Origin of the sequence: Hydrotalea sandarakina, from assembly GCF_003254115.1 — a bacterium.
Classification (GTDB): Bacteria; Bacteroidota; Bacteroidia; order Chitinophagales; family Chitinophagaceae; genus Hydrotalea; species Hydrotalea sandarakina.
This window is the reverse complement of sequence record NZ_QKZV01000006.1, coordinates 56,939-77,392: the sequence shown is the minus strand read 5'-3', so window position 1 is coordinate 77,392 and position 20,454 is coordinate 56,939. Positions and strand designations below refer to the sequence as shown.

14 protein-coding genes are annotated in these 20,454 nt (G+C 35.9%); 2 read left to right on the top strand and 12 right to left on the bottom strand.

Going from position 1 to position 20,454, the window contains the following annotated elements; translation table 11 throughout:
- Window positions 1-11 precede the first annotated feature (11 nt).
- The 12 genes from LX80_RS09935 to LX80_RS09880 all read right to left on the bottom strand — a co-directional run bounded on the left by LX80_RS09935 (window position 12) and on the right by LX80_RS09880 (window position 14,767).
- Window positions 12-572, bottom strand: a complete 561-nt coding sequence (locus tag LX80_RS09935) for a UbiX family flavin prenyltransferase (protein ID WP_111295812.1) — start codon at window positions 570-572, stop codon at window positions 12-14.
- 74 nt (window positions 573-646) lie between these two features.
- Window positions 647-1,132 (bottom strand): ribonuclease HI, encoded by a 486-nt coding sequence (gene rnhA, locus LX80_RS09930; protein WP_111295810.1) that lies wholly within the window; start codon window positions 1,130-1,132, stop codon window positions 647-649.
- Between the two features lie 65 nt (window positions 1,133-1,197).
- Window positions 1,198-1,989 carry a PhzF family phenazine biosynthesis protein gene (locus tag LX80_RS09925; RefSeq protein ID WP_111296217.1) on the bottom strand — a complete coding sequence of 264 codons (792 nt, stop codon included), beginning with the start codon at window positions 1,987-1,989 and terminating at the stop codon, window positions 1,198-1,200.
- Window positions 1,990-2,008: 19 nt separating this feature from the next.
- Window positions 2,009-3,658, bottom strand: a complete 1,650-nt coding sequence (locus tag LX80_RS09920; RefSeq protein ID WP_111295808.1) for an acyl-CoA carboxylase subunit beta — start codon at window positions 3,656-3,658, stop codon at window positions 2,009-2,011.
- A 56-nt stretch (window positions 3,659-3,714) separates the two neighbouring features.
- A complete protein-coding gene (locus tag LX80_RS09915) occupies window positions 3,715-5,421 on the bottom strand; it encodes a glycoside hydrolase family 43 protein (protein ID WP_111295806.1) in 1,707 nt (568 codons plus the stop codon).
- Between the two features lie 4 nt (window positions 5,422-5,425).
- On the bottom strand, window positions 5,426-6,502 hold the full coding sequence (locus tag LX80_RS09910) for an endo-1,4-beta-xylanase (protein WP_111295804.1): 1,077 nt from the start codon (window positions 6,500-6,502) through the stop codon (window positions 5,426-5,428).
- A 26-nt stretch (window positions 6,503-6,528) separates the two neighbouring features.
- A complete protein-coding gene (locus LX80_RS09905) occupies window positions 6,529-7,323 on the bottom strand; it encodes a polysaccharide deacetylase family protein (RefSeq protein WP_111295802.1) in 795 nt (264 codons plus the stop codon).
- Between the two features lie 7 nt (window positions 7,324-7,330).
- Complete coding sequence (locus LX80_RS09900; RefSeq protein WP_111295800.1) at window positions 7,331-9,268, bottom strand: sialate O-acetylesterase; 1,938 nt, start codon at window positions 9,266-9,268, stop codon at window positions 7,331-7,333.
- A 1-nt stretch (window position 9,269) separates the two neighbouring features.
- The gene (locus tag LX80_RS09895; protein ID WP_111295798.1) at window positions 9,270-11,858 is read right to left on the bottom strand and encodes a glycosyl hydrolase 115 family protein; all 2,589 of its coding nucleotides are present in this window, start codon (window positions 11,856-11,858) and stop codon (window positions 9,270-9,272) included.
- Between the two features lie 13 nt (window positions 11,859-11,871).
- Window positions 11,872-12,621: an SDR family NAD(P)-dependent oxidoreductase gene (locus tag LX80_RS09890; RefSeq protein ID WP_245898036.1), complete on the bottom strand. Its 750-nt coding sequence runs from the start codon at window positions 12,619-12,621 to the stop codon at window positions 11,872-11,874.
- A 2-nt stretch (window positions 12,622-12,623) separates the two neighbouring features.
- Entirely contained in the window at window positions 12,624-13,694 is a 1,071-nt protein-coding gene (locus tag LX80_RS09885; protein ID WP_111295796.1) for a LacI family DNA-binding transcriptional regulator, read from the bottom strand.
- A gap of 50 nt (window positions 13,695-13,744) precedes the next feature.
- Window positions 13,745-14,767: a LacI family DNA-binding transcriptional regulator gene (locus LX80_RS09880; protein ID WP_111295794.1), complete on the bottom strand. Its 1,023-nt coding sequence runs from the start codon at window positions 14,765-14,767 to the stop codon at window positions 13,745-13,747.
- Window positions 14,768-14,936: 169 nt separating this feature from the next.
- On the opposite strand from LX80_RS09880, the gene LX80_RS09875 reads away from it, so the two are divergent.
- On the top strand, window positions 14,937-17,123 hold the full coding sequence (locus tag LX80_RS09875; RefSeq protein ID WP_111295792.1) for a glycoside hydrolase family 3 C-terminal domain-containing protein: 2,187 nt from the start codon (window positions 14,937-14,939) through the stop codon (window positions 17,121-17,123).
- A gap of 115 nt (window positions 17,124-17,238) precedes the next feature.
- Window positions 17,239-20,439 carry a SusC/RagA family TonB-linked outer membrane protein gene (locus LX80_RS09870; RefSeq protein ID WP_111295790.1) on the top strand — a complete coding sequence of 1,067 codons (3,201 nt, stop codon included), beginning with the start codon at window positions 17,239-17,241 and terminating at the stop codon, window positions 20,437-20,439.
- The last annotated feature ends 15 nt before the right edge of the window (window positions 20,440-20,454 follow it).

The following is a 20,454-nucleotide window of genomic DNA, read 5'->3' as shown; positions in this document are numbered from 1 at the left end:
TGCATAGTTGTTTAGCTGCCCCATCTAAATGTTGAGATATTAATGCCGGCAATATCTAAAGCCCTATCAACTACAGAAGCTGCAACATCTTCAATAGTCTTGGGCTGGTGGTAAAATGAAGGGGTAGCCGGTAAAATAATTCCGCCTGCCAACGTAATGGTTTCCATGTTTTTAATATGGATTAAATTATAAGGTGTATCGCGAATCATTAAAATTAATTTCCGCCTTTCTTTTAGTATGACATCTGCGGCTCGTGTAACTAAATCATCACTAATGCCAGCAGCAATTCTTCCCATTGTACCCATACTGCAAGGTGCAACAATCATGGTATTGTATTGCGCAGACCCTGAAGCAAACGGTGCGGAAAAATCGTATTTAGTATAATATTGAAAAGGATAATTGGAATAGTTGTTATTACCTAATTCTGTTTCCCAAACTAATTGAGCGTTTTTGCTCATAACTATTCCAACATTGGCTATTTGTTCTTTCAATGCAACAAGCCTATCTAACAGCAGTTTAGCATAAATGGCGCCACTGGCACCTGAAATAGCTACAATAATTTTATGTTGCATGCTTTTACTTTGCTTGTATAACAAAAGTAAGTGTTAAAAGTTAATACAACCTGTATGTAAAAGGGAAGTATTTTTTATTGCATAATATTTATGCTGTTTTCATAGCCTTCATCAATCAGTAAATTATTGCCATCGGCAGCAGCTGTAGCAAGTTCATCGCAACGGTTATTCCATTCATTTTCTGCATGCCCTTTCACCCATTTAAACTTTACGTTATATTGTTTGGATAGTTGATAATATTTTAGCCAAAGGTCTTTATTTTTTTTTCCTCCTTTAAAGTCGGTTTTAATCCAATTATCTAGCCATTTTTTTTCAACACTATTCACTACATATTGACTATCGGTATAAATAGTAACCGGTAAATTCTTTTTTGTTAATGATTGTAATGCAACAATTACCGCCATTAATTCCATGCGGTTATTGGTAGTTAAACGATAACCGGCTGATAATTCTTTTTTATGTGGCCCCCAAAACATAACAATACCATATCCGCCGGGTCCGGGATTACCCCTTGCTGCGCCATCTGTAAAAATAACAAGTGAAGGTTGTTGCTTTTGCATGCGGTAAACATACTAATAATTGTAATGATGCACACAATAATTAACCCCAATCAAGCTATAATTTTTTATTCTGCTAAATAATATTCCCCCTTCATGTATAAAGTTGCTTTGCCGGAAATATTTACTCTTTCATGGTGCATTTCACACAGTAAGGTGCCGCCTCTTTTGGATATTTGCCTGGCCGTTAGTTGTTGCTTGTTTAATACTTTACTCCAATAAGGAATTAAAGTAGCATGTGCTGAACCGGTAACAGGATCTTCACCTATTACTGAGTTGGGTACAAAAAACCTAGACACAAAATCGGTTTCGTTACCTTGAGCAGTAACAATTATGCCTAAAGTATTCAGTTGGTTTAGTTCTACAAAGTTGGGTATTAGTTGTTGAATAGTTGATTCATTCGGGTAAACCAATAAATAATCTCTCGATTTCCATACACTTTGTGGTGCAATGTTAAATCCTTTTAATAAATGATGGGGAATATTATGTACTTGCTCCGGCATTCTGGCAGGAAAGTTCATTACTAACCAATCGTCTTTTTTCTCAACAATTAATAAACCACTTTTACTTTTAAATTGAATGCGATGTTTGGCTAATTTCAAAATATTAAAAATAACAAATGCAGTTGCTAAAGTTGGATGCCCTGCCAAATCAATTTCAACCTCAGGTGTGAACCACCTAATTTCAAATTCATCATTGTGTTGTACAAAAAATGCAGTTTCCGATAAATTGTTTTCCATGGCTAATTGTTGCATCACCTCGGTGGGAAGCCATGATTTAAGCGGACAAACTGCAGCAGGATTGCCGCCAAATAAATGGTCAGTGAATGCATCAACTTGATAAATGGGATATGATTTCATGTTTTTATTCATTTATAAATTAAACCTGGAAAACGCCTGTTTTGAATTCCGGGATATCGGCATTTTCATTAGCTGCAGCAATGCCGTTTGCAATATATTTTCTGGTTAAAATTGGATCAATGATTTCGTCAACCCATAACCGTGCAGCAGCATAGTATGCAGTTGTTTGCGCATTATATTTTTCTTTTAATGAATTTAATAACTTGTTTTCTTCTTCGCTTGAAATTGTTTTGCCCTGTGCTTTTAAATTGGCTACTTGAATTTGTAGCATGGTTTTGGCTGCTTGTTCACCACCCATTACAGCAATTTTTGCGCTTGGCCAAGCATAAATAAAACGAGGATCATAAGCTTTGCCACACATGGCATAATTTCCGGCTCCAAAGCTATTTCCTATAATAATGGTAATTTTTGGAACAACTGAATTGGCAACTGCATTTACTAATTTGGCCCCATCTTTAATAATGCCACTATGTTCACTGCGACTACCAACCATAAATCCGGTTACATCTTGCAAAAAAACAAGAGGTATTTTTTTCTGATTGCAGTTCATAATAAATCGCGCTGCTTTATCGGCGCTGTCATTATAAATAACACCGCCCATTTGTAATTCCCCTTTTCTGTTTTTTGTTATTAACCTTTGATTGGCAACAATACCTACACTCCATCCTTCAATACGTGCATACCCACAGATGATGGATTTTCCATAATCGTTTTTAAAGGGCTCGAATGAGCTGCCGGTGCCGTTTTCATTCGCATCAACAATCCGTTCTATTATTTCATGCATATCATACGGTTTGGCATTATCAACCGACATAATGCCATAAATTTCTTCCGGATTTTTAAAAGGGGCATAGGCTTTAATTTTATTAAAGCCGGCTTTGGGTGAACTTCCTAATTGTTGAATGATTTTTTTTATGTGATTCAAACATTCCTGTTCCGTTTTGAATCGGTAATCGGCAATGCCACTAATTTCGGTATGTGTAATAGCCCCACCCAAAGTTTCATTGTCAATAACTTCACCTATAGCTGCTTTAACCAAATATGAACCGGCTAAGAAAATGGATCCATTACCTTCAACCATTAGTGTTTCATCGCTCATTATGGGTAAATAAGCACCGCCTGCTACACAAGCACCCATTACGGCAGCTATTTGTGTAATGCCCATTGCACTCATTTTGGCATTATTTCTAAAAATGCGACCAAAATGTTCTTTGTCAGGAAATATTTCGTCTTGTAATGGAAGATAAACACCGGCACTATCAACCAGATAAATAATCGGCAATTTATTTTCCATTGCTATTTCCTGTAATCGTAAATTTTTTTTACCGGTTATAGGAAACCAGGCACCTGCTTTAACGGTTTGATCGTTTGCAACGATAACGCATTGACGACCTTTAATAGTACCTATTCCGCCAACTGTTCCACCTGCCGGGCAGCCGCCTTCTTCTGCATACATTTCATATCCTGCAAATGTCCCCAACTCTATAAATTCTGTATGCTCATCAATTAAATAGGCTATTCTTTCGCGAGGGGTAAGTTTATTTTTTTGGTGTTGTTTTTCAATGGCCGATTTTCCGCCGCCATTTTTTATTTTTTCTTTCTCTTTTTTAACTGCGCTATTCAATAGCTTCATCCAGTCTTCATTCTTATTAAATTCTAAGTCAGTCATACGAACAAGTGTTAGTATAACAAAATTAGGGAAATGTAGTGGATGGACAATTTTGTTTATTCTTTACAAATATTATTGCCGTTATTGATGTATGGTTTATCGTTATTACAAATTTTGAACCACCGAAAGTTGGCCCGATTACTAGTTGCTTGTTTTAATGAAGTGGCATATAAAGCATAAACACAACCTACAAAACCGCCTGCTACTTGTGTGCTTAATGGCTTAGCATCAACTCCTTGCTGTAATAATTGCCAATGATTGGGTTGAAGGGCATAATAAAAATCATAGGTGGCACCATTGGCATTAATTTTTAGTTGTAATGAATGATTCAATGGTATTTTTCTTTCGGTAATCAATTGCATATTATTATTCAGGGTACTTGTATCTCCTCGATATAATTGAATAACGGGTTCTTTATTTTTATTTACAGATTGACAGAGATAATAAAAAGCATGTTCATTTTGAAAAACAATTAAACCCGCTTTTTCATTAGAGTTTGTCGGCGTAAAATTTAATTGCGTTGACGCATATCCATACAAATGTGTTTGCCGCCAACCTAAAAAAGAAGGATTAAGGGGCTCACTGCATGTAATGGGTTGCAGTTGCATGCTAATTCCTTTATTTGAAATTTGAAACCATTGATGTTTGGGTGTTCGCAAATATTGCCAACTATCATTTAGTTTTTGAGTAAGGAAAGAATCAGTAAAACAAAAATTACCATTGTATGGCTGTTGGTGTGGAAACCGATATGAATTAGTTGAAATGCTATATTGATACTGCACTAAATCGTTGTTTTGTGTTATGTATGGCCATCCATCTTCCCATTTTACCGGGGCCATAAAAGTTTCTCTTCCTGTATTATAAAAATCATTTTCATATGGTCTGCAACCTAAAAATACGGCCACCCACTCACCCGTAGGCGTTTGTGTAAATTGTGCATGACCGGTTGTTGTAATAGGGTTGGGCCTATTGGGATTTAACTGGCGTTGTGTTAATATGGGGTTGTTTTGCCAAGGTTCATAAGGTCCGTCAACTTGTTTACTTCTGAAAACTACTTCTGAATGTTGATAAGCAGTACCACCTTCAGCACAAATTAAATAGTAAAATCCATCTTTTTGAAATATATGTGGGCCTTCAATCCATATGGGTTTTTTAGATAAATCAACACCGCCATTTACTATAATCTTTTCTTTACCTATCGTTTCAAATTTTTGTATATCAAATTCAACCAAGCGAATGGTGCGGTGTCCTTCATATAATGGCTGATTGTTAGGCGCTACGCTATTATAAACTAAATAAGTTTTGTTTTGTATGGTATCAAAAAAAAGGGAAGGGTCAATACCATCTACTTTCGGCAAGGGTATTGGGTTACTCCATGGACCTGCCGGATTTTGAGCAGTCACAATAAAATTGCCCAACTTGTCAATTAAGGTACAAACAATGTAAAATTTCCCTTGATGGTAACTGATGTCTGGTGCAAATAAACCTCTCGAAACTCCTGCACTATCTAAATTCAATTGTTCGGGTCGGTTCAATGCAAAGCCTAATTGTTGCCAATGCACTAAATCTTTGCTATGAAAAATGGGTAACCCCGGAAAATATGCAAAGGTTGAATTGGTTAAATAATAGTCATTACCCACTTTACAAATTGAAGGGTCGGGATAAAACCCTGCTAAAATTGGGTTTTGAAATGTGCAATTGCTTTGCGCTTGCAGCTGATGTGTACAAAAAAATATGGTAATTAGTGATAATATTTTTTTCATCTGATTATTGTTTAAAATTAACTACATCCCAATACGCTTTTTTAGGTTGATAATTGGCATCAAAAAGCAAAGGATAATTTTTTCTTCCGGGTACAGGATAATTGTCTAACCAGGTAGTTCTATCTGTTAAGTTCCAAAAGGTAACCCCGGTAATTTTTTGTTTATTGGCTCTAAATACTTTAAATACCATTTTGTACTGTTCATCTTGTTTATGTTCAAGCTCAGGGGTATAAGCGTCAATGTCTTTTTCAGTTTTAGGTCTTAATTTTTTTTCCCATGGGTAAATAGATACATCCAGTTCTGTTATTTGCACCTGTAAACCCAGTGCAGCAAAGCTTTGAATGGTTTGTTGTAAATCGGTTTGTGTAGGTTCATAAATGCTCCAATGCCCTTGTAAGCCAATACCCATTACCGGCACTTTTAATGCTTTAAGTTGTTGCATTAATTGTAAAACTCTGGCTCTTTTTTCGGGCCTTTCCGTATTGTAATCGTTATAGAATAAAATGGCATTTGGATCTGCTTCATGCGCATATTCAAAAGCTTTTACTATGAAATCAATGCCACATATTTGATACCATAATGAATTGCGTAATAGGCGTGTACTATCATCATCAACAGCTTCATTTACTACATCCCAAGCATAAATTTTGCCTTTATATCTGTTTACTACCGTAAAGATGTGTTGTTTCAAACGTTCCAAAAGTACTTCCTTTGATACCAATCCGCCATTTGCATCTTTAAATATCCAATCCGGGGTTTGTTCATGCCAACATAAGTTATGACCTCTTACTTTTAAATGATGCCGTTGCGCAAAGTTTACTATGGCATCAGCCTCTTTAAAATTGTATTCATTTTCCTTGGGATGAATAGGCCCCATTTTCATGGCATTTTCCGGGGTAAGACTATTAAATTGTTGCAGTATAAAAGTTGTATCGCTGCTTAATACATTATGTGCACTAACCGCAACGCCAATAGGGAAATAATTTTTGTAATAATCTTTTAAGCCCATTTGTTTTTGTGCATAACTATAATTTGCAAGAATTGTTGCACAGGCAGCAATGAATAATGTTTTTCTTTTCATGTAAGCTAATATTTGTATTGATGAATTTATTTGGTTTTATTTTGATGTGCTTTAATATAAGCAGCCACTGTTTTTAGGGGGGCTACCCAAATTGTTGATTCATTTTGCTTCAAATATTGCAACAGTTCATGATGCGCATTCACACTAACATTTAAACTATGCTCTCCTCCAACTCCATGAAATAGGAAAACCAATAATGTGTGTGTACGTTGTGCTTGTTTCACTAAATCAATCATTTCTTTACCCGATTGCCCATTCATGCCATAGCACCCAATATTGTATAAATCAATTTGATCAATTGTTTGCATCATTGGTGTTACGCCTCTTGCAGCAATAAAAGTTTGGTGTAAGGAAGCTAAATAGTCTGTATCATGAATTTTTGTATCGCCACATGGATAAGCAAAGGTTCTGGTGGTTTGTCCATCAATAGCTTTTAATAAATTATTCATGGCTAATATTTCATTCACCATACGTTTTACTGTGTAGGTGGCCAAATCGTAGTCGGGTTGAACAAAACTTCTGCCCGGTAATTGGCTATTACAAGGGTGCCAAATAGTATGATTACCTAATTCATGGCCATTCGCAGCGGCTTTTTTCCAGCTTGGCAACTGTGCATTTAGTCCATTAAAATAATCAGAAATATAAAATGTACCTTTTAGTTGAACAGAGTCGAGAGCGGGAAGTACATTTTTAATGTCAATATTTAATCCGTCATCATAAGTCAATACCACTGCACATGATTTGTTATTCCAAGTTTTTTCTGTTTGTGCTGCAATCATATTAACAGCAAAAAGTGTAAGTATTGATAAAATAATTTTCATAATATTTTTATTGATCGGTTCTAAATGGACTGGCGGGTAATCCTTCAACATTATATAAGTTAGCATCCATGGGATTGTCAGCCCATGCATATCGTACATATAAAGGATGGCTAATGTTTTTATTCCATACTACAACTGTATTATGCTCAATTTTAGCATTGGCCCAAACAAATTTTTTATTGGATCCGGCAATTGAAAATCTGTTTAAGGGCTGGTTTTCTAAAGTGGTTAAACCACTTCCCACATTTGAAAAATGAATAATGATAGAGTCGTTTTTAATTTCTGCCGCTTGAAAAATAGGACCGCTTGATATAATGTTATTATTTCCATATACCAATTTTTCTGCAGCAAGGGCTGCACGTTGTCCTACCTCTTTTTTTCTGGAAGGATGGATGTCATTCCATTCACCCAAGTCAATTGTTACTACCAATGCTGTGTTAGCAATTTTTAGTGCATTCATTTGAACTTCACGTAGTTGTGCCCAACCACTTTCAACAGGAAGTTCATCAATAGGTCCGAAATTGGGTAACTGTATAATAATGAAAGGTAAATTTTCATTATGCCATTTTTGTCGCCAATCATTAATAAATGCCGGTAATAGTTGAGCATACTGCTTGGTGTTTCCCGTATTACTTTCGCCCTGATACCATAACACACCCTTTATGGCATATGGCGTAATAGGTGCAATCATTCCATTATATAATGCAGTGGGTTGATATTCTGCATTAAAATATTGTGTGTGCGTTTGATTGGGTGTAAGCGCAAGCCCAACTTTATATTGCCAGGTGCCTGCTAATTGTATAGTGTCTGCACCGTTTGTTAGATAATATGGCTTATCAGTTACAAATCCGCCTTTTCCTTGTAATGCCGTAATTTTAACTACAATAGTATTGTTTCCCCCTTTTAATATGCCTGCAGGAATATTATAATAGCGTTGCGGATACTCATATCCGGTTTGGCCAATTAATTTTCCGTTTATATAAACCTCATCGGCGTTTACTATTCTTCCTAATGCTAATTGAGCTTGTTGGCCTTCCATTGTGGGTGCTAACATTATTGTTCTTCTATACCACACAATGCCATGTACGTTAGGAATACTTTGATCATTCCAATATCCCGGAACATTTATGTTATGCCAATTTATAGGTTTATAATCAGTTTGGTACCACTTTGGATTTTCGGAAATGCCTTTGTCTTTTGCTAAATTTTTTTGAATGATTTGATTATTAGCAGCGATAGATTTTTCCAGTTGATGAATGTATGCAGTGTCTTTATTTTTTTGAATTAATTGATCAATATCGGGGAAGTTTTCTAGAACGGATATGCTCATCCAAGCTTCAATAGGTGTACCACCGGAACTGGCATTTATGATACCAATCGGAACCTTGTATTTCTCGTATAACTGTTGTGCAAAAAAGAAAGCAACGGCAGAAAATTGCAATAAATTATTACCCTGTGCAGTATGCCATTCACTTTTTAAAGTATTAGAATCAGCGAATTGTAAATTAGCATGTACAGGAACGGCAAATTGTCGTATAAAGCTATTGTTTGTGTGTTTCAATTCATTAGCATAGGTATATAGGTGAATGCCTAATTGATGCACCATATTCGATTGCCCTGAACAAAGCCAAACATCACCAAAATAAATATCATGAATGGTGATAACGTTTTTACCTTTAATGACCATTGTATATGGGCCACCGGTATTTTGAGAAGGAAATATAATTTCCCATTCACCATTAGGTTTTGTTTGTGTTTTAAAAGTTTTATTCAATAATTGGATGGACACTTTTTCTCCCGGACTTGCCCAGCCCCAAATTTTAATAGGGGTATTTCTTTGTAATATCATACTGTCGCTGACCAATGTTGGAAGCGATACATTTGCTTTTGCAGGTATTGCGCAACTAATGAAAAGCAAAATTAATATGGTGAAAAAGTATTTCATTTTATTGCAATTTTGATTCGGGTGGACCTAAATAACTTTCCTCTAATCCGCCTAAGTCCACTACGATTTTTTGTAATACAATTGCTGTGTTTATCAGTGTGAAAGTTATTTTGTGAATACCGGGTTTTGATAAATAATGTTCAGAAGGATTGATGATGATATTATTTGCCACCCACTTTGCCCAAATTTGCGGATTATCATCGTTTTTGTTAATTGAAATAATTTGAACGGGTGCATCATCAACTGCAATGCCATATTTCAAGCCATCATCATGATGAATATTGAGGGTAGGGGAACAGTAGGTATAAATTTTAATTTTCCCGGTATCAGAACTGTAAAAATAATAGGTTAACGTGGTGGCATTGTTGTTAATGGGTTGTTCGGGTGCTGTAACGGGAAAGGCAGTAATACCACCATCTGTTTTACCAATGAAAGGGATTTTTTGCCAATGCATACCATTTTTTTCTTGTAGTGATGCATAATTGGTGGCATGTATAGATACGTAACCACTATCGGCTATAAAATATTTCCATTTGAAGGATGGAAGCTTATTCGGCAGTTTGTTATAGGAATTTATTTTCTTTGAAATGTTGTTTGTGTATAACTTGTTTCCCTGACTTTCATTGAACGGTGATGTATAAATATCCGGCATTTTATTGACGGGCGGTTGTTGCCAATAGGTATAACCAATATGTGTTTGATCCATCATGTGATTCCATTTCCCATTTGCCAGTTCATGGTTATAATAATAGGCCATTAAAGAGTCTTGTTCATAAAAATATCGCACACTGTCACCATATAGTTTCGCAGCTGTAATATTATTTTGATTCGCAAACCAGCGGTTTTTTGCAGCTGCTAAATACATGCTGTTTAAATTGGCACTTGCCATAACCGGATATAATACTAATTGATAATAAGCATCTTTGTATTCAGGTTTTAATTGTTGATATATTTTTTGCGCTTTTTCAGATAATTGGTTGTATTCGGTAACCACTGTTTCAAATTCGTGATAGTGTTGAAGGCTATAAGTTTCAGGCGAAAGTAATTCCGGTTTTCTGCGACTATTATATTGGGCATATAAAATTAAAATTTGTGCAATTTGTTTTTTGAATGTTGCTCCGAATTGTTGTTCTGCCCATTTTTCATGAAATTCTTCCAGGTTATTTGCATGCCATTTATTCGTGTTCCAGGCATAATCTAAAAAGAAACTAATAGGCAATTCCATAGGCTTAATATCGCCAACGTTAACTATCCAAATTTTTCTTATATGATAATCGTAAGCCAAATGCATTTGTTCCCACACTCTGAAAATGTTGTTGGTGTTAATCCATTTATAATTTCTTGGATCACCTACATAATCAAAATGGTAATACATGCCAAATCCGCCCTTTCTGCTTGTGTCTGACAGTTTCGGTACTCTTCTAATATTCCCCCAGTTATCGTCGCAAAGCAATAAGGTAACATCATCGGGAACGCGCATGCCTTTATCATAGTAGTCCTGTACCTCTTTATATAATGCCCACAGTTGCGGGGTAGCTGAAGCAGGTTTATGCGTTACTGATTCAATAATTTGTCGTTGCCTGGCTACAATTTTTTCTAATAATGCTGTTGCAGTGCCTTCGGTCATGGGCTCATCGCCATCGCCACGCATGCCAATGGTAACAATGCTTTCATGGTTACCCATATTTTCAATTCCTTTTTTCCAAAAAGAATCTAATACAGCCTGGTTGGTTTGATAGTTCCATGCGCCTTTGCCATAGCGCTTCCATTCTTGCTGCGCACGTAACATGGGCTCATGATGTGATGTGCCCATAACAATGCCATATTGATTAGCAAGAATTGGGTTAAGTGTATCATCATCATTAAAAGCATTTCCCCACATGGCGGGCCATAAATAGTTAGCCTTTAAGCGCAATAGTAATTCAAATACCTTTTCATATACCAAGTGATTCACCCCACCAAATTTTTCTTTTGTCCAACCTGAAAATGCTGGTGCTTCATCATTTATAAAAATTCCTCTGTATTGTACGGAAGGTGAGGGAAAGAGGTAGGTTCCGTTTTTTACATAGATATTTTGATGTGGGATAATAGGAACATCTGCCCACCAATACCAAGGTGAAATACCGGCTTGTTTCGAAATTTCAAATACACCATAAGCCGCCCCGCGTTTATCACTTCCCGCTATAATGAGTGCATGATATTTATTGGGAAGTAAATTTTGTATGGTTTTAATTTGAAATGCCTCCCATTGATTTTGTAAAGAATTTAAGTTGATTTTGTTTTCTGCAGATAATTTGTGTAATGTAGCAGAGGCTTTAATCGTTCCAATTATGATAACATTTCCCTTTACAGATGATAAGTTGTGTGTAATGTAAATGTTTTTATGAGTAACTGCTTTTAAATCGCTTTGTAAAAATGCGGCCGATTTTTGTACCAACCAGTCATCGGTAGAGTCTGTGTAAATGTATAAAGGATCATTATTATTCCATAGTTGCCAATTATCTTTTTGTTGGGTAAATGCAACAATATTTTGAGCATGCAAAATAGTTGATATAAAACAAGCAAAAATTAATATGAATACATTTTTCATGATGAAATGTTTTTTAAAAACCTATTGCATTTCCACCATCAACAGTTAAAATTGTACCGGTTATGAATTTTGCTTCATCTGATGCTAAAAAGAATGCAGCATCCGCTACATCTTCCGGCATACCCAGTTTACCCATTGGGGTTCGGGCAATTACTTTATTCATTCTTTCTGCATCATTATTTAATGCCTTTGCGCTCATTTCTGTTGCAATAAATCCGGGCGCAATGCAATTAATACGGATACCCATTGGCGAAAGTTCAACAGCCATGGCACGAGTCATTCCTTCAATAGCAGATTTTGAAGCGGTATATGCAATTACTTTTGGCAAACCATAGCGAGAAGCCATGGAACTTATATTAATAATAATTCCTTTTTTTTGCGGAATCATGCGTTTCACTACCGACTGTGAAATGGCAAAAACTGCCGTAACATTGGTGTTTAAGATAGATTGAAATTCTGTTATAGAAACTTGGGTAAAATCTTTTTTTAGGTTAATACCGGCATTATTCACTAATATGTCAATATTGCCATATTCTTGCAAAATTTCTTGCACTTTATCATCAATCGCATCAATATTGTTTAAGTTGAATGTAATTGGGATGCATAAATTTCCGAGTTCATTTGCAGCTGTATGTAATTTTTGCTCATCTCTTCCAATAATAATGGTTCTAATATTATTTTCCGTAAATTTTTTTGCAATAGCAAAGCCTATTCCCGATGCTCCTCCGGTAACTATTGCTGTTTTTCCAATTTTCATTTCCATGGCTATTTCTTATTTGCGTTATTGTTGGATGCTATGCTTAGTGGTGTATGCTTTTTTAATGATGATTCTCTTATTATTAAATCTGAACGAATGATAATTGTATTGGTTAATTGAACATTTTCTTCACCTTTCAAATTAGCAATGAGTTGTCTTGCTGCTATTTCACCCATTTCAATGCCCGGATAGTTAATTGTGGTAATTTTAGGTTCAATTAATTTACTGATGGCATCATTGTTAAATCCAACAATGGCAATATCATCAGGAACAACAATGCCATTCTCCTTCAGTGTTTGAATTACTACAGCGGCAGTAAAATCGTTTGTTATAAAAATGCCATCGGGTAAAGATGGTAATCGGAGCAGTTGCAGTGTTGCATTTCTTGCAGCTTCTTCGCCCAAGTCATTCACAATTAAAAGTTTTTTATCGAATGGTAAATGATGTTCAGTTAAAGCTTTTTTATATCCTTGAAAGCGATGGGCATAAACATTTCTACTCAGGTTTCCGGTAATATGGGCAATGCGTTTGCATCCCTGTTCAATTAAATGTTTTGTGGCCTGGTATCCACATTTGGTGTTGTCAATTACCACTACGGTACTTTTATCAGAAGGTTCCACACGGTCGAAAAATACAACGGGAATGCCTTTCTGATGAAAGGGTAAATAATGGTCTAAATTTTTAGTATCATAGGCTAATGAAGCAATTAATCCATCCACTCTTTTGTGAAATAGGTTCAAAGCATTAGCTGATTCTTTTGTATAACTTTCCGATGAGTGGGCAATAATAATGTCGTAGCCTGCTTCTGAAGTTACTTTTTCTATACCGGCTAATACGGAAGTAATGAAGTTACTATTCAACTCATGCACCATTACTCCGATGATGCTGGTTGATTTTTTTCTCAAATTACCGGCGAATGTGTTGTATTGATAGCCAATTTCTTTCGCAGTAGCAATTACCTTTTTCTTGGTTAATTTATTTATTGCAGGATGGTTTTGCAATGCCCTGCTAACCGTTGAAGTGGAAATGTTCAACTGTTTGGCAATATCGTAAATGGTAACATCTTTTTTTGGATTCATAATGCAATCGGTTGCGTAAATTTCTAAAATATAATTGATTTTGCAAATTTTTATTTTTGAGTAGAGGCACGCACAATTAATTCATGCCGCAATAACACACTGTTTGTACTGCTTATATCGGCAATGCCTTTGAGGTGATTAATTAAATGGGTGGCTGCAATTTGCCCCATTGGATAACCGGGATAAGCTATGGTGGTTAAATTGGGTTCTACTACTTTGCTGATTGGGTCATTATTGAATCCCGCAAACAAAAAGTTGCCGGGAATTTTATAGCCTAGTTGTTTTAAACGAATCATACAATAAGCAGCACAGGTATCATTGGCAGAAAATACTGCATCCGGCTTCTGTTTTAGATTGTTAATATAATTAGCAGCTTCCACGCCTGCGTCTTCACTAAGATTGCTAAAAAAAACAAGGTTATCCGGGGTAGGCAATCCTGCTTGTTTTAAAGCAGCTTTATAGCCCGCAAGTCTGTCTGCATAAACATTCCTATTTACGTTTCCCCCAAGGTGTAAAATGCGCTTACAACCCTTGTCGATTAAGTGTTGGGTAACTTCAAAAGCAGCCTTATAATTATCAATTGAAATAGTTAATGAATCAGGTGTTTCAACTACTCTGTCAAAGTAAACAATGGGGATGTTTTTTTCCAAAAATGGTTTGAAATGATCGGTGGTTTTTGTGTTGGCTGCTAATGAAACCATTATTCCATCAACCCTGCTGTTAAATAATGTTATTGCGTTAGCTGCTTCTTTTTGTTCATCTTCTTGTGATTGACTGATGATGAGTTGGTATCCTTCTTCATTAGCAATGCTTTCAATACCTGCTATAACAGTTGACATAAAGTAACTGTTTAGCCGAGGTACAATAACTCCTATGGTTTTACTTTGTTTGGTTCGCAAATTGCTGGCAAATGCGTTGCTTCTATAACCTAATTTTTGGGCTGCTTCTAGTATTTTCTTTTTTGTTTTCTTATTAATAGTAGGATGGTCTTTCAAGCCGCGACTAACCGTTGCTGCTGAAATGTTTAAATAGTCCGCAATATCATATATGGTAACTTCTTTATCCTGCTTCATACAAACAATGTTATAACTTTTGAACAAGGTAATTGTATTTTTTTTGAAAAATATTTTGCAATCGGTTGCATTTTTTAAAATTCTTTTCTATATTCGTTTTGTTAACGATAGCTTTTTAATTACGTAAATACCAATTTTACGCTGCTTAAATACCCAAAATGCTTGCTTTATGAAAAAAATTTTCTATAGTTGCTGCTTGCTGTTACTGCATTTATCGGTCATTAATGTATTGGCTCAAACCCCTGATTATTTAAATGCCCGTTTGCCTATTTCAACTCGTGTACACGACTTGGTGAGCAGATTGACTTTGCAAGAAAAAGTGCAACAAATGATGAATAGCAGTCCTGCTATACCCAGGCTGAATATTCCTGCATATAATTGGTGGAATGAGGCCTTGCATGGAGTTGCACGTTCAGGTTTGGCTACAGTTTTTCCTCAGGCAATTGGCATGGCTGCAACTTTTAATGACAGCCTTGCTTTTGTTGAGGCTTCTGCTATATCTGATGAGGCAAGAGCTATGTATAATGCAGCTGTAAAGAGAGGAATACATGAACAGTATGGTGGACTTACATTTTGGACTCCCAATATTAATATTTTTCGCGATCCACGTTGGGGGCGTGGTCAAGAAACTTATGGCGAAGATCCTACACTCACTAAAACAATGGGTGTTGCCTTTGTAAAAGGCTTACAAGGCGATGATCCCAGATATTTAAAAGTGGCTGCTTGTGCAAAGCATTTTGCCGTACACAGTGGTCCTGAGCGCTTGCGACACTCTTTCAATGCAGTTGCTTCAATTAAAGATTTACGTGAAACTTATTTGCCAGCTTTTAAAGCTTTGGTAAAAGATGCCCATGTAGAAGCAGTAATGTGTGCATATAACAGTACCAATGGTGAACCCTGTTGTGCCAATACTTTTTTGTTAGACGATATATTAAGAAATGAATGGCATTTTAAAGGACATGTCGTATATGATTGCGGTGCTATAGGCGATATTTATGAGGGTCACCATTATGTGAAAACTGCTGCTGAAGCGGCAGCGCTTTCTGTTAAAAAAGGAGTAAGTTTAGATTGTGGGGTAGAATATACGGCTTTAATAGATGCTGTAAAACAAAACCTAATTTCAGAAAAAACTATTGACAGCGCTTTGGCTGAATTGTTAGCTACCCGTTTTAAATTGGGTATGTTTGATAACGTCAATGACAATCCGTATAATCAAATTCCGGAATCAGTTATTAATTCGCCTCAGCATAGAGCATTGGCAAAAGAAGTGGCTGTTCAATCGGCTGTTTTATTAAAAAATAATGGTGTATTACCTTTAAAAAATAACCTGCCTCGCTATTTCATTACAGGTCCTAATGCATCTAATGTTGATGTTTTATTGGGAAATTACTATGGTGTAAATAATCGATTAGTTACTTTTTTAGAAGGGTTTGCAGGGCATATTGCTCCCGGTAGTCAATTGCAATACAAAATGGGTTGCTTATTAGACAGACCTGATGCAAACCCTATTGATTGGACCACCGGTGATGCAAAGAATTCTGATGTAACCATTGCTGTATTAGGTTTGTCTGGATTGCTGGAAGGCGAAGAAGGTGAATCAATTGCATCAACAACTTATGGAGATAGATTGAATTACAACCTTCCGCAAAACCAAATAGATTTTTTAAAAAAATTACGTGAAGGGAATAAAAAGCCAATCATAGCAATTATTACGGGGGGAAGTCCAATGAATTTATCGGAAGTTCATGAATTGGCTGATGCTGTATTGTTAGTTTGGTATCCAGGTGAAGAAGGCGGTAATGCTGCAGCTGATATTGTTTTTGGAAACGCTAATCCTTCCGGTAAATTACCTGTAACCTTTCCAATGTCATACAACCAACTTCCCTCTTATGAAGATTATAATATGCAGGGAAGAACATATCGATTTATGAAAGCTACTCCTATGTATCCTTTTGGATTTGGGTTAAGTTATAATACCTATTCATATACGAATCCTATTGTTTCAAAATCTGTTATTAAAAATGGAGATAGTATAACTTGTAGCATTACTATTAAGAATAATGGAAAATATGATGGATTAGAAGCGGTGCAATTGTATGTACAGCATGAGAATGCGCCGGCGAATGCACCAATATATGCTTTAAAAGCATTTAAAAAAATTGCAATACCTATTCAAGGTGCTTCAACTGTTTCTTTCATAATTACTCCTGATATGTTGCAATTGGTGAATGATAAGGGTGAAAGTTATTTACCCAAAGGAAGAATCAATATTTATATTGGCGGATCATTGCCTGATAAAAGAAGTATTGAACTAGGTGCATCGAAACCTGCAATGATTACTGTTGTGTCAAAATAATCCTAACAAATAAACTAACTGCATTGCCCTATGATAAGTTATATGAATAGCACTTAACCATACAATTACGATATGAGTTAAGAATCTTTAACAAAAAAATATTAAAAAAACATTTATGAAAAAAAATAATTTTTCGTATGCTCAGTTATTGCCCAAAAATGATTATTGGCAAGCATTTTATGCATTCGGTGTACTAATAATTACAATTATTTTAATTTTAATTTCCTCTCAAAAATCTATTTCACAATCCACTCAACAACGTAAGGTTGTAAAAGGTGTAATTGTTAATGAAAAAAATGAACCTGTTGCCGGTGCCTCGGTAAGTGTGCAGGGAAATAATATTGGCACAACAACAAATGAAGCGGGTGCTTTTTCACTTAGTGTACCTGAAAAATGTGTGCTAGTGATTTCTTATGTAGGATATCAAAAGAAATATGTTTCCATAAATGCCAATACGACTAATGTTTCAGTACAATTACAAACGGCAAATAATGATTTAGACCAAGTTATAGTAGTTGGTTATGGAACACAGCGTAAACGTGATGTAACCGGTTCTGTATCTTCAGTTAATGAACAAGCACTTCGCGATGTTCCTGTTGCCAATATGCAACAGGCTTTACAAGGAAAAGCAGCAGGTCTGGAAATCCAAACTGTGGGTACAACACCAGGCTCAGGTGCACAAATTCGTATCCGTGGTACACGTTCTATTAGTGGTTCTAATGAACCCTTATTGGTATTAGATGGTATTCCTTATGATGGTAATTTAAATGATATTAATCCTGATGATGTTGCTTCAGTAGAAATTTTGAAAGATGCTTCAGCAACCGCTATTTATGGTTCTCGTGGTGCGAATGGTGTATTACTGGTTACGACAAAAAGAGGTAAAGCAGGTGCTACTCGTGTATCCTACAGCGGCTACTATGGCATAGGAACGGTTTCTAATAAATATCCTGTATTTAATGCGGCCGAATATCAAGCCATGCGTAATATATCACCATGGAATCAGGGATATATGCCTTTGGAACTTGCCTCAATTGCTGCCGGAAAATCTACCGATTGGCAAAATTTGATGTATAGTAATTCGCATAAAACGGATCAAAACATAACTGTTTCCGGAGGTACATCTAACGGTAGCACCTTTTCGTTAGGGGGTGGATATTATAATGAAACTTCATTATTACCCGGACAGGATTTTACTCGTTATTCTGTTCGTGCAACTATTGATAGTAAAATAGGTAATAAAATTAAAATAGGATTAAATACCATGAATACGGTAGGAGTTACCAATGGTTCTCAATTCGTAAACCCCATGTTTCCTATTTTGGCATTAAGTCCATTAATGCCTGCATATGATAGCGCAGGAAACATCATTAAAGCGCCAAATGGGAATAATGATGATAATCAAACTCAATATAGCCCATTATTACTGAAACATAACAACAACAACTGGGTTGATAGGGTAAGAAGATTGAGAACTTTTAATAGTTTATATGCTGAAATTGAAATTTTAAAAGGCTTGAAGTATAGAGCTAACATTGGATTAAACTATACTCAGGAAGAAGATGATCAATTTCAGGCATCGGATTTACCAACTAATCCCAGCTATTTCAGAGCTCAGAAGGGCAATACTGCTTATGTAAACAATGCTGAAGCTTGGGGGTATACAGTTGAAAACTTATTAATTTATGATAAAGCCATCAAAAAACATCGCTTTAATTTTACCGGTTTATATAGTATTCAGGAATACCATACTCATAATACTTCAGTAAGTAAGGATTCTATTACAGATAACTTTTCACAATTTTATGCATTAGGTTTATCTAATCCAACCCCCGCTCCTGTTGTTGGTGGTGGTGAACAATCATGGGCATTAATTTCCTACATGGGGCGTTTAAACTACAACTATGATAATAAGTATATGCTTACTTTGACTGGTAGAATTGATGGTTCTTCTCGTTTAGCCAATGGACATAAGTGGCACCAATATCCCGCTGTATCTGCAGGTTGGAATTTAAACAATGAACAATTTTTCAGAAACAGCAAGTTCTTTTCCAATAATTTCAATAGTTTGAAATTAAGGGCAGGTTTTGGGCAAACATCTAATCAGTCAATTAATCCTTATTCATCCCTTGGCTTAGTTTCCAATAACAATGGATTAGCTGCACCCGGAAATGTTATTCGGTATAATTATGGGCCAACGGTGGTTACGGGATATAACGTATCTGCCTTGCCGAATCCTAATCTAGATTGGGAGTATACGAAAACAGTAAATGTTGGGGTAGATTTTAGTATTTTGAAAAATAGAATTTCCGGTTCAATAGAATATTATCATCAACATACTGATAAAATTTTGTATAGTGTTGTATTACCACCTACCTCAGGTGTTTCAGGAAACTATACAACCAATGTCGGTTCTATGGAAAACAAGGGTATGGAATTTACTGTTTCAACTGTAAATATTCAAAATCATCATGGATTTAGCTGGTCAACCGATCTTAATTTGTTTTTCAATAAAAACAAGTTGTTGAGTTTAAGTAGTGGTATTCAGCAAGATATTGCCAACCAATTGTTTGTAGGATATTCAATGACTGCAATTTATGATTATAAGAAATTAGGTATTTGGCAAAAAAATGAAGCTGCACAGGCAGCAAAATATGGCAGTGTTCCGGGGCAAATTAAATTAGAAGATCATAGTGGCCCCGGGGGAAAGCCTGATGGCGTTATTGATCCTAACAATGATAGGTATGTAATTGGTAATGGTGATGCCAAATTGCAAGGAGGTATGACAAATAGGTTTGCTTATAAAAACTTCGATTTGTCTGTTGTTGCTTATGCACGTTTTGGCGGATTATTGGTAAGTCAAATTCATCAACCCGTTGCATCATACTTAACTGTAATGGATGGTAAACGCAATGGTATTAAAGTAGATTATTGGACACCCAATAACCCCACTAACTGGTTCCCTGAGCCTTCTACTTCTATCAGCCCCATAAGTACAGCATGGACAACTTTAGGATATTACAACGCCTCATTCGTTCAAATACGTAGCATCAATTTAGGATATACTGTTGGTGAGTCTTTGTTGAAAAAAGTATATGCACAGTCTATTCGTCTGTACTTCACTGTTGATAATGTGGCTTTCTTGTTTTCCCCCTATAAAAATCAAACCGGTATAAATCCTATTGGAACGAATGTAGGCAATGCCGGTGTTGGTAACCCGGGTAACCTGCGTAGTGGCAGTAATGGAATGGTAACTATAAGTGCCAGTACACCATTGCCAAGAAATTTTATTGTAGGTGCTAATATTAGTTTTTAATATTTAAAATTTATT

What these genes read in the sequence shown, in the direction of transcription:
- LX80_RS09935 (WP_111295812.1), bottom strand. Translation starts at nt 572, where the DNA reads ATGCAACATAAAATTATTGTAGCTATTTCAGGTGCCAGTGGCGCCATT.
- rnhA (WP_111295810.1), bottom strand. Translation starts at nt 1,132, where the DNA reads ATGCAAAAGCAACAACCTTCACTTGTTATTTTTACAGATGGCGCAGCA.
- LX80_RS09925 (WP_111296217.1), bottom strand. Translation starts at nt 1,989, where the DNA reads ATGAAATCATATCCCATTTATCAAGTTGATGCATTCACTGACCATTTA.
- LX80_RS09920 (WP_111295808.1), bottom strand. Translation starts at nt 3,658, where the DNA reads ATGACTGACTTAGAATTTAATAAGAATGAAGACTGGATGAAGCTATTG.
- LX80_RS09915 (WP_111295806.1), bottom strand. Translation starts at nt 5,421, where the DNA reads ATGAAAAAAATATTATCACTAATTACCATATTTTTTTGTACACATCAG.
- LX80_RS09910 (WP_111295804.1), bottom strand. Translation starts at nt 6,502, where the DNA reads ATGAAAAGAAAAACATTATTCATTGCTGCCTGTGCAACAATTCTTGCA.
- LX80_RS09905 (WP_111295802.1), bottom strand. Translation starts at nt 7,323, where the DNA reads ATGAAAATTATTTTATCAATACTTACACTTTTTGCTGTTAATATGATT.
- LX80_RS09900 (WP_111295800.1), bottom strand. Translation starts at nt 9,268, where the DNA reads ATGAAATACTTTTTCACCATATTAATTTTGCTTTTCATTAGTTGCGCA.
- LX80_RS09895 (WP_111295798.1), bottom strand. Translation starts at nt 11,858, where the DNA reads ATGAAAAATGTATTCATATTAATTTTTGCTTGTTTTATATCAACTATT.
- LX80_RS09890 (WP_245898036.1), bottom strand. Translation starts at nt 12,621, where the DNA reads ATGGAAATGAAAATTGGAAAAACAGCAATAGTTACCGGAGGAGCATCG.
- LX80_RS09885 (WP_111295796.1), bottom strand. Translation starts at nt 13,694, where the DNA reads ATGAATCCAAAAAAAGATGTTACCATTTACGATATTGCCAAACAGTTG.
- LX80_RS09880 (WP_111295794.1), bottom strand. Translation starts at nt 14,767, where the DNA reads ATGAAGCAGGATAAAGAAGTTACCATATATGATATTGCGGACTATTTA.
- LX80_RS09875 (WP_111295792.1), top strand. Translation starts at nt 14,937, where the DNA reads ATGAAAAAAATTTTCTATAGTTGCTGCTTGCTGTTACTGCATTTATCG.
- LX80_RS09870 (WP_111295790.1), top strand. Translation starts at nt 17,239, where the DNA reads ATGAAAAAAAATAATTTTTCGTATGCTCAGTTATTGCCCAAAAATGAT.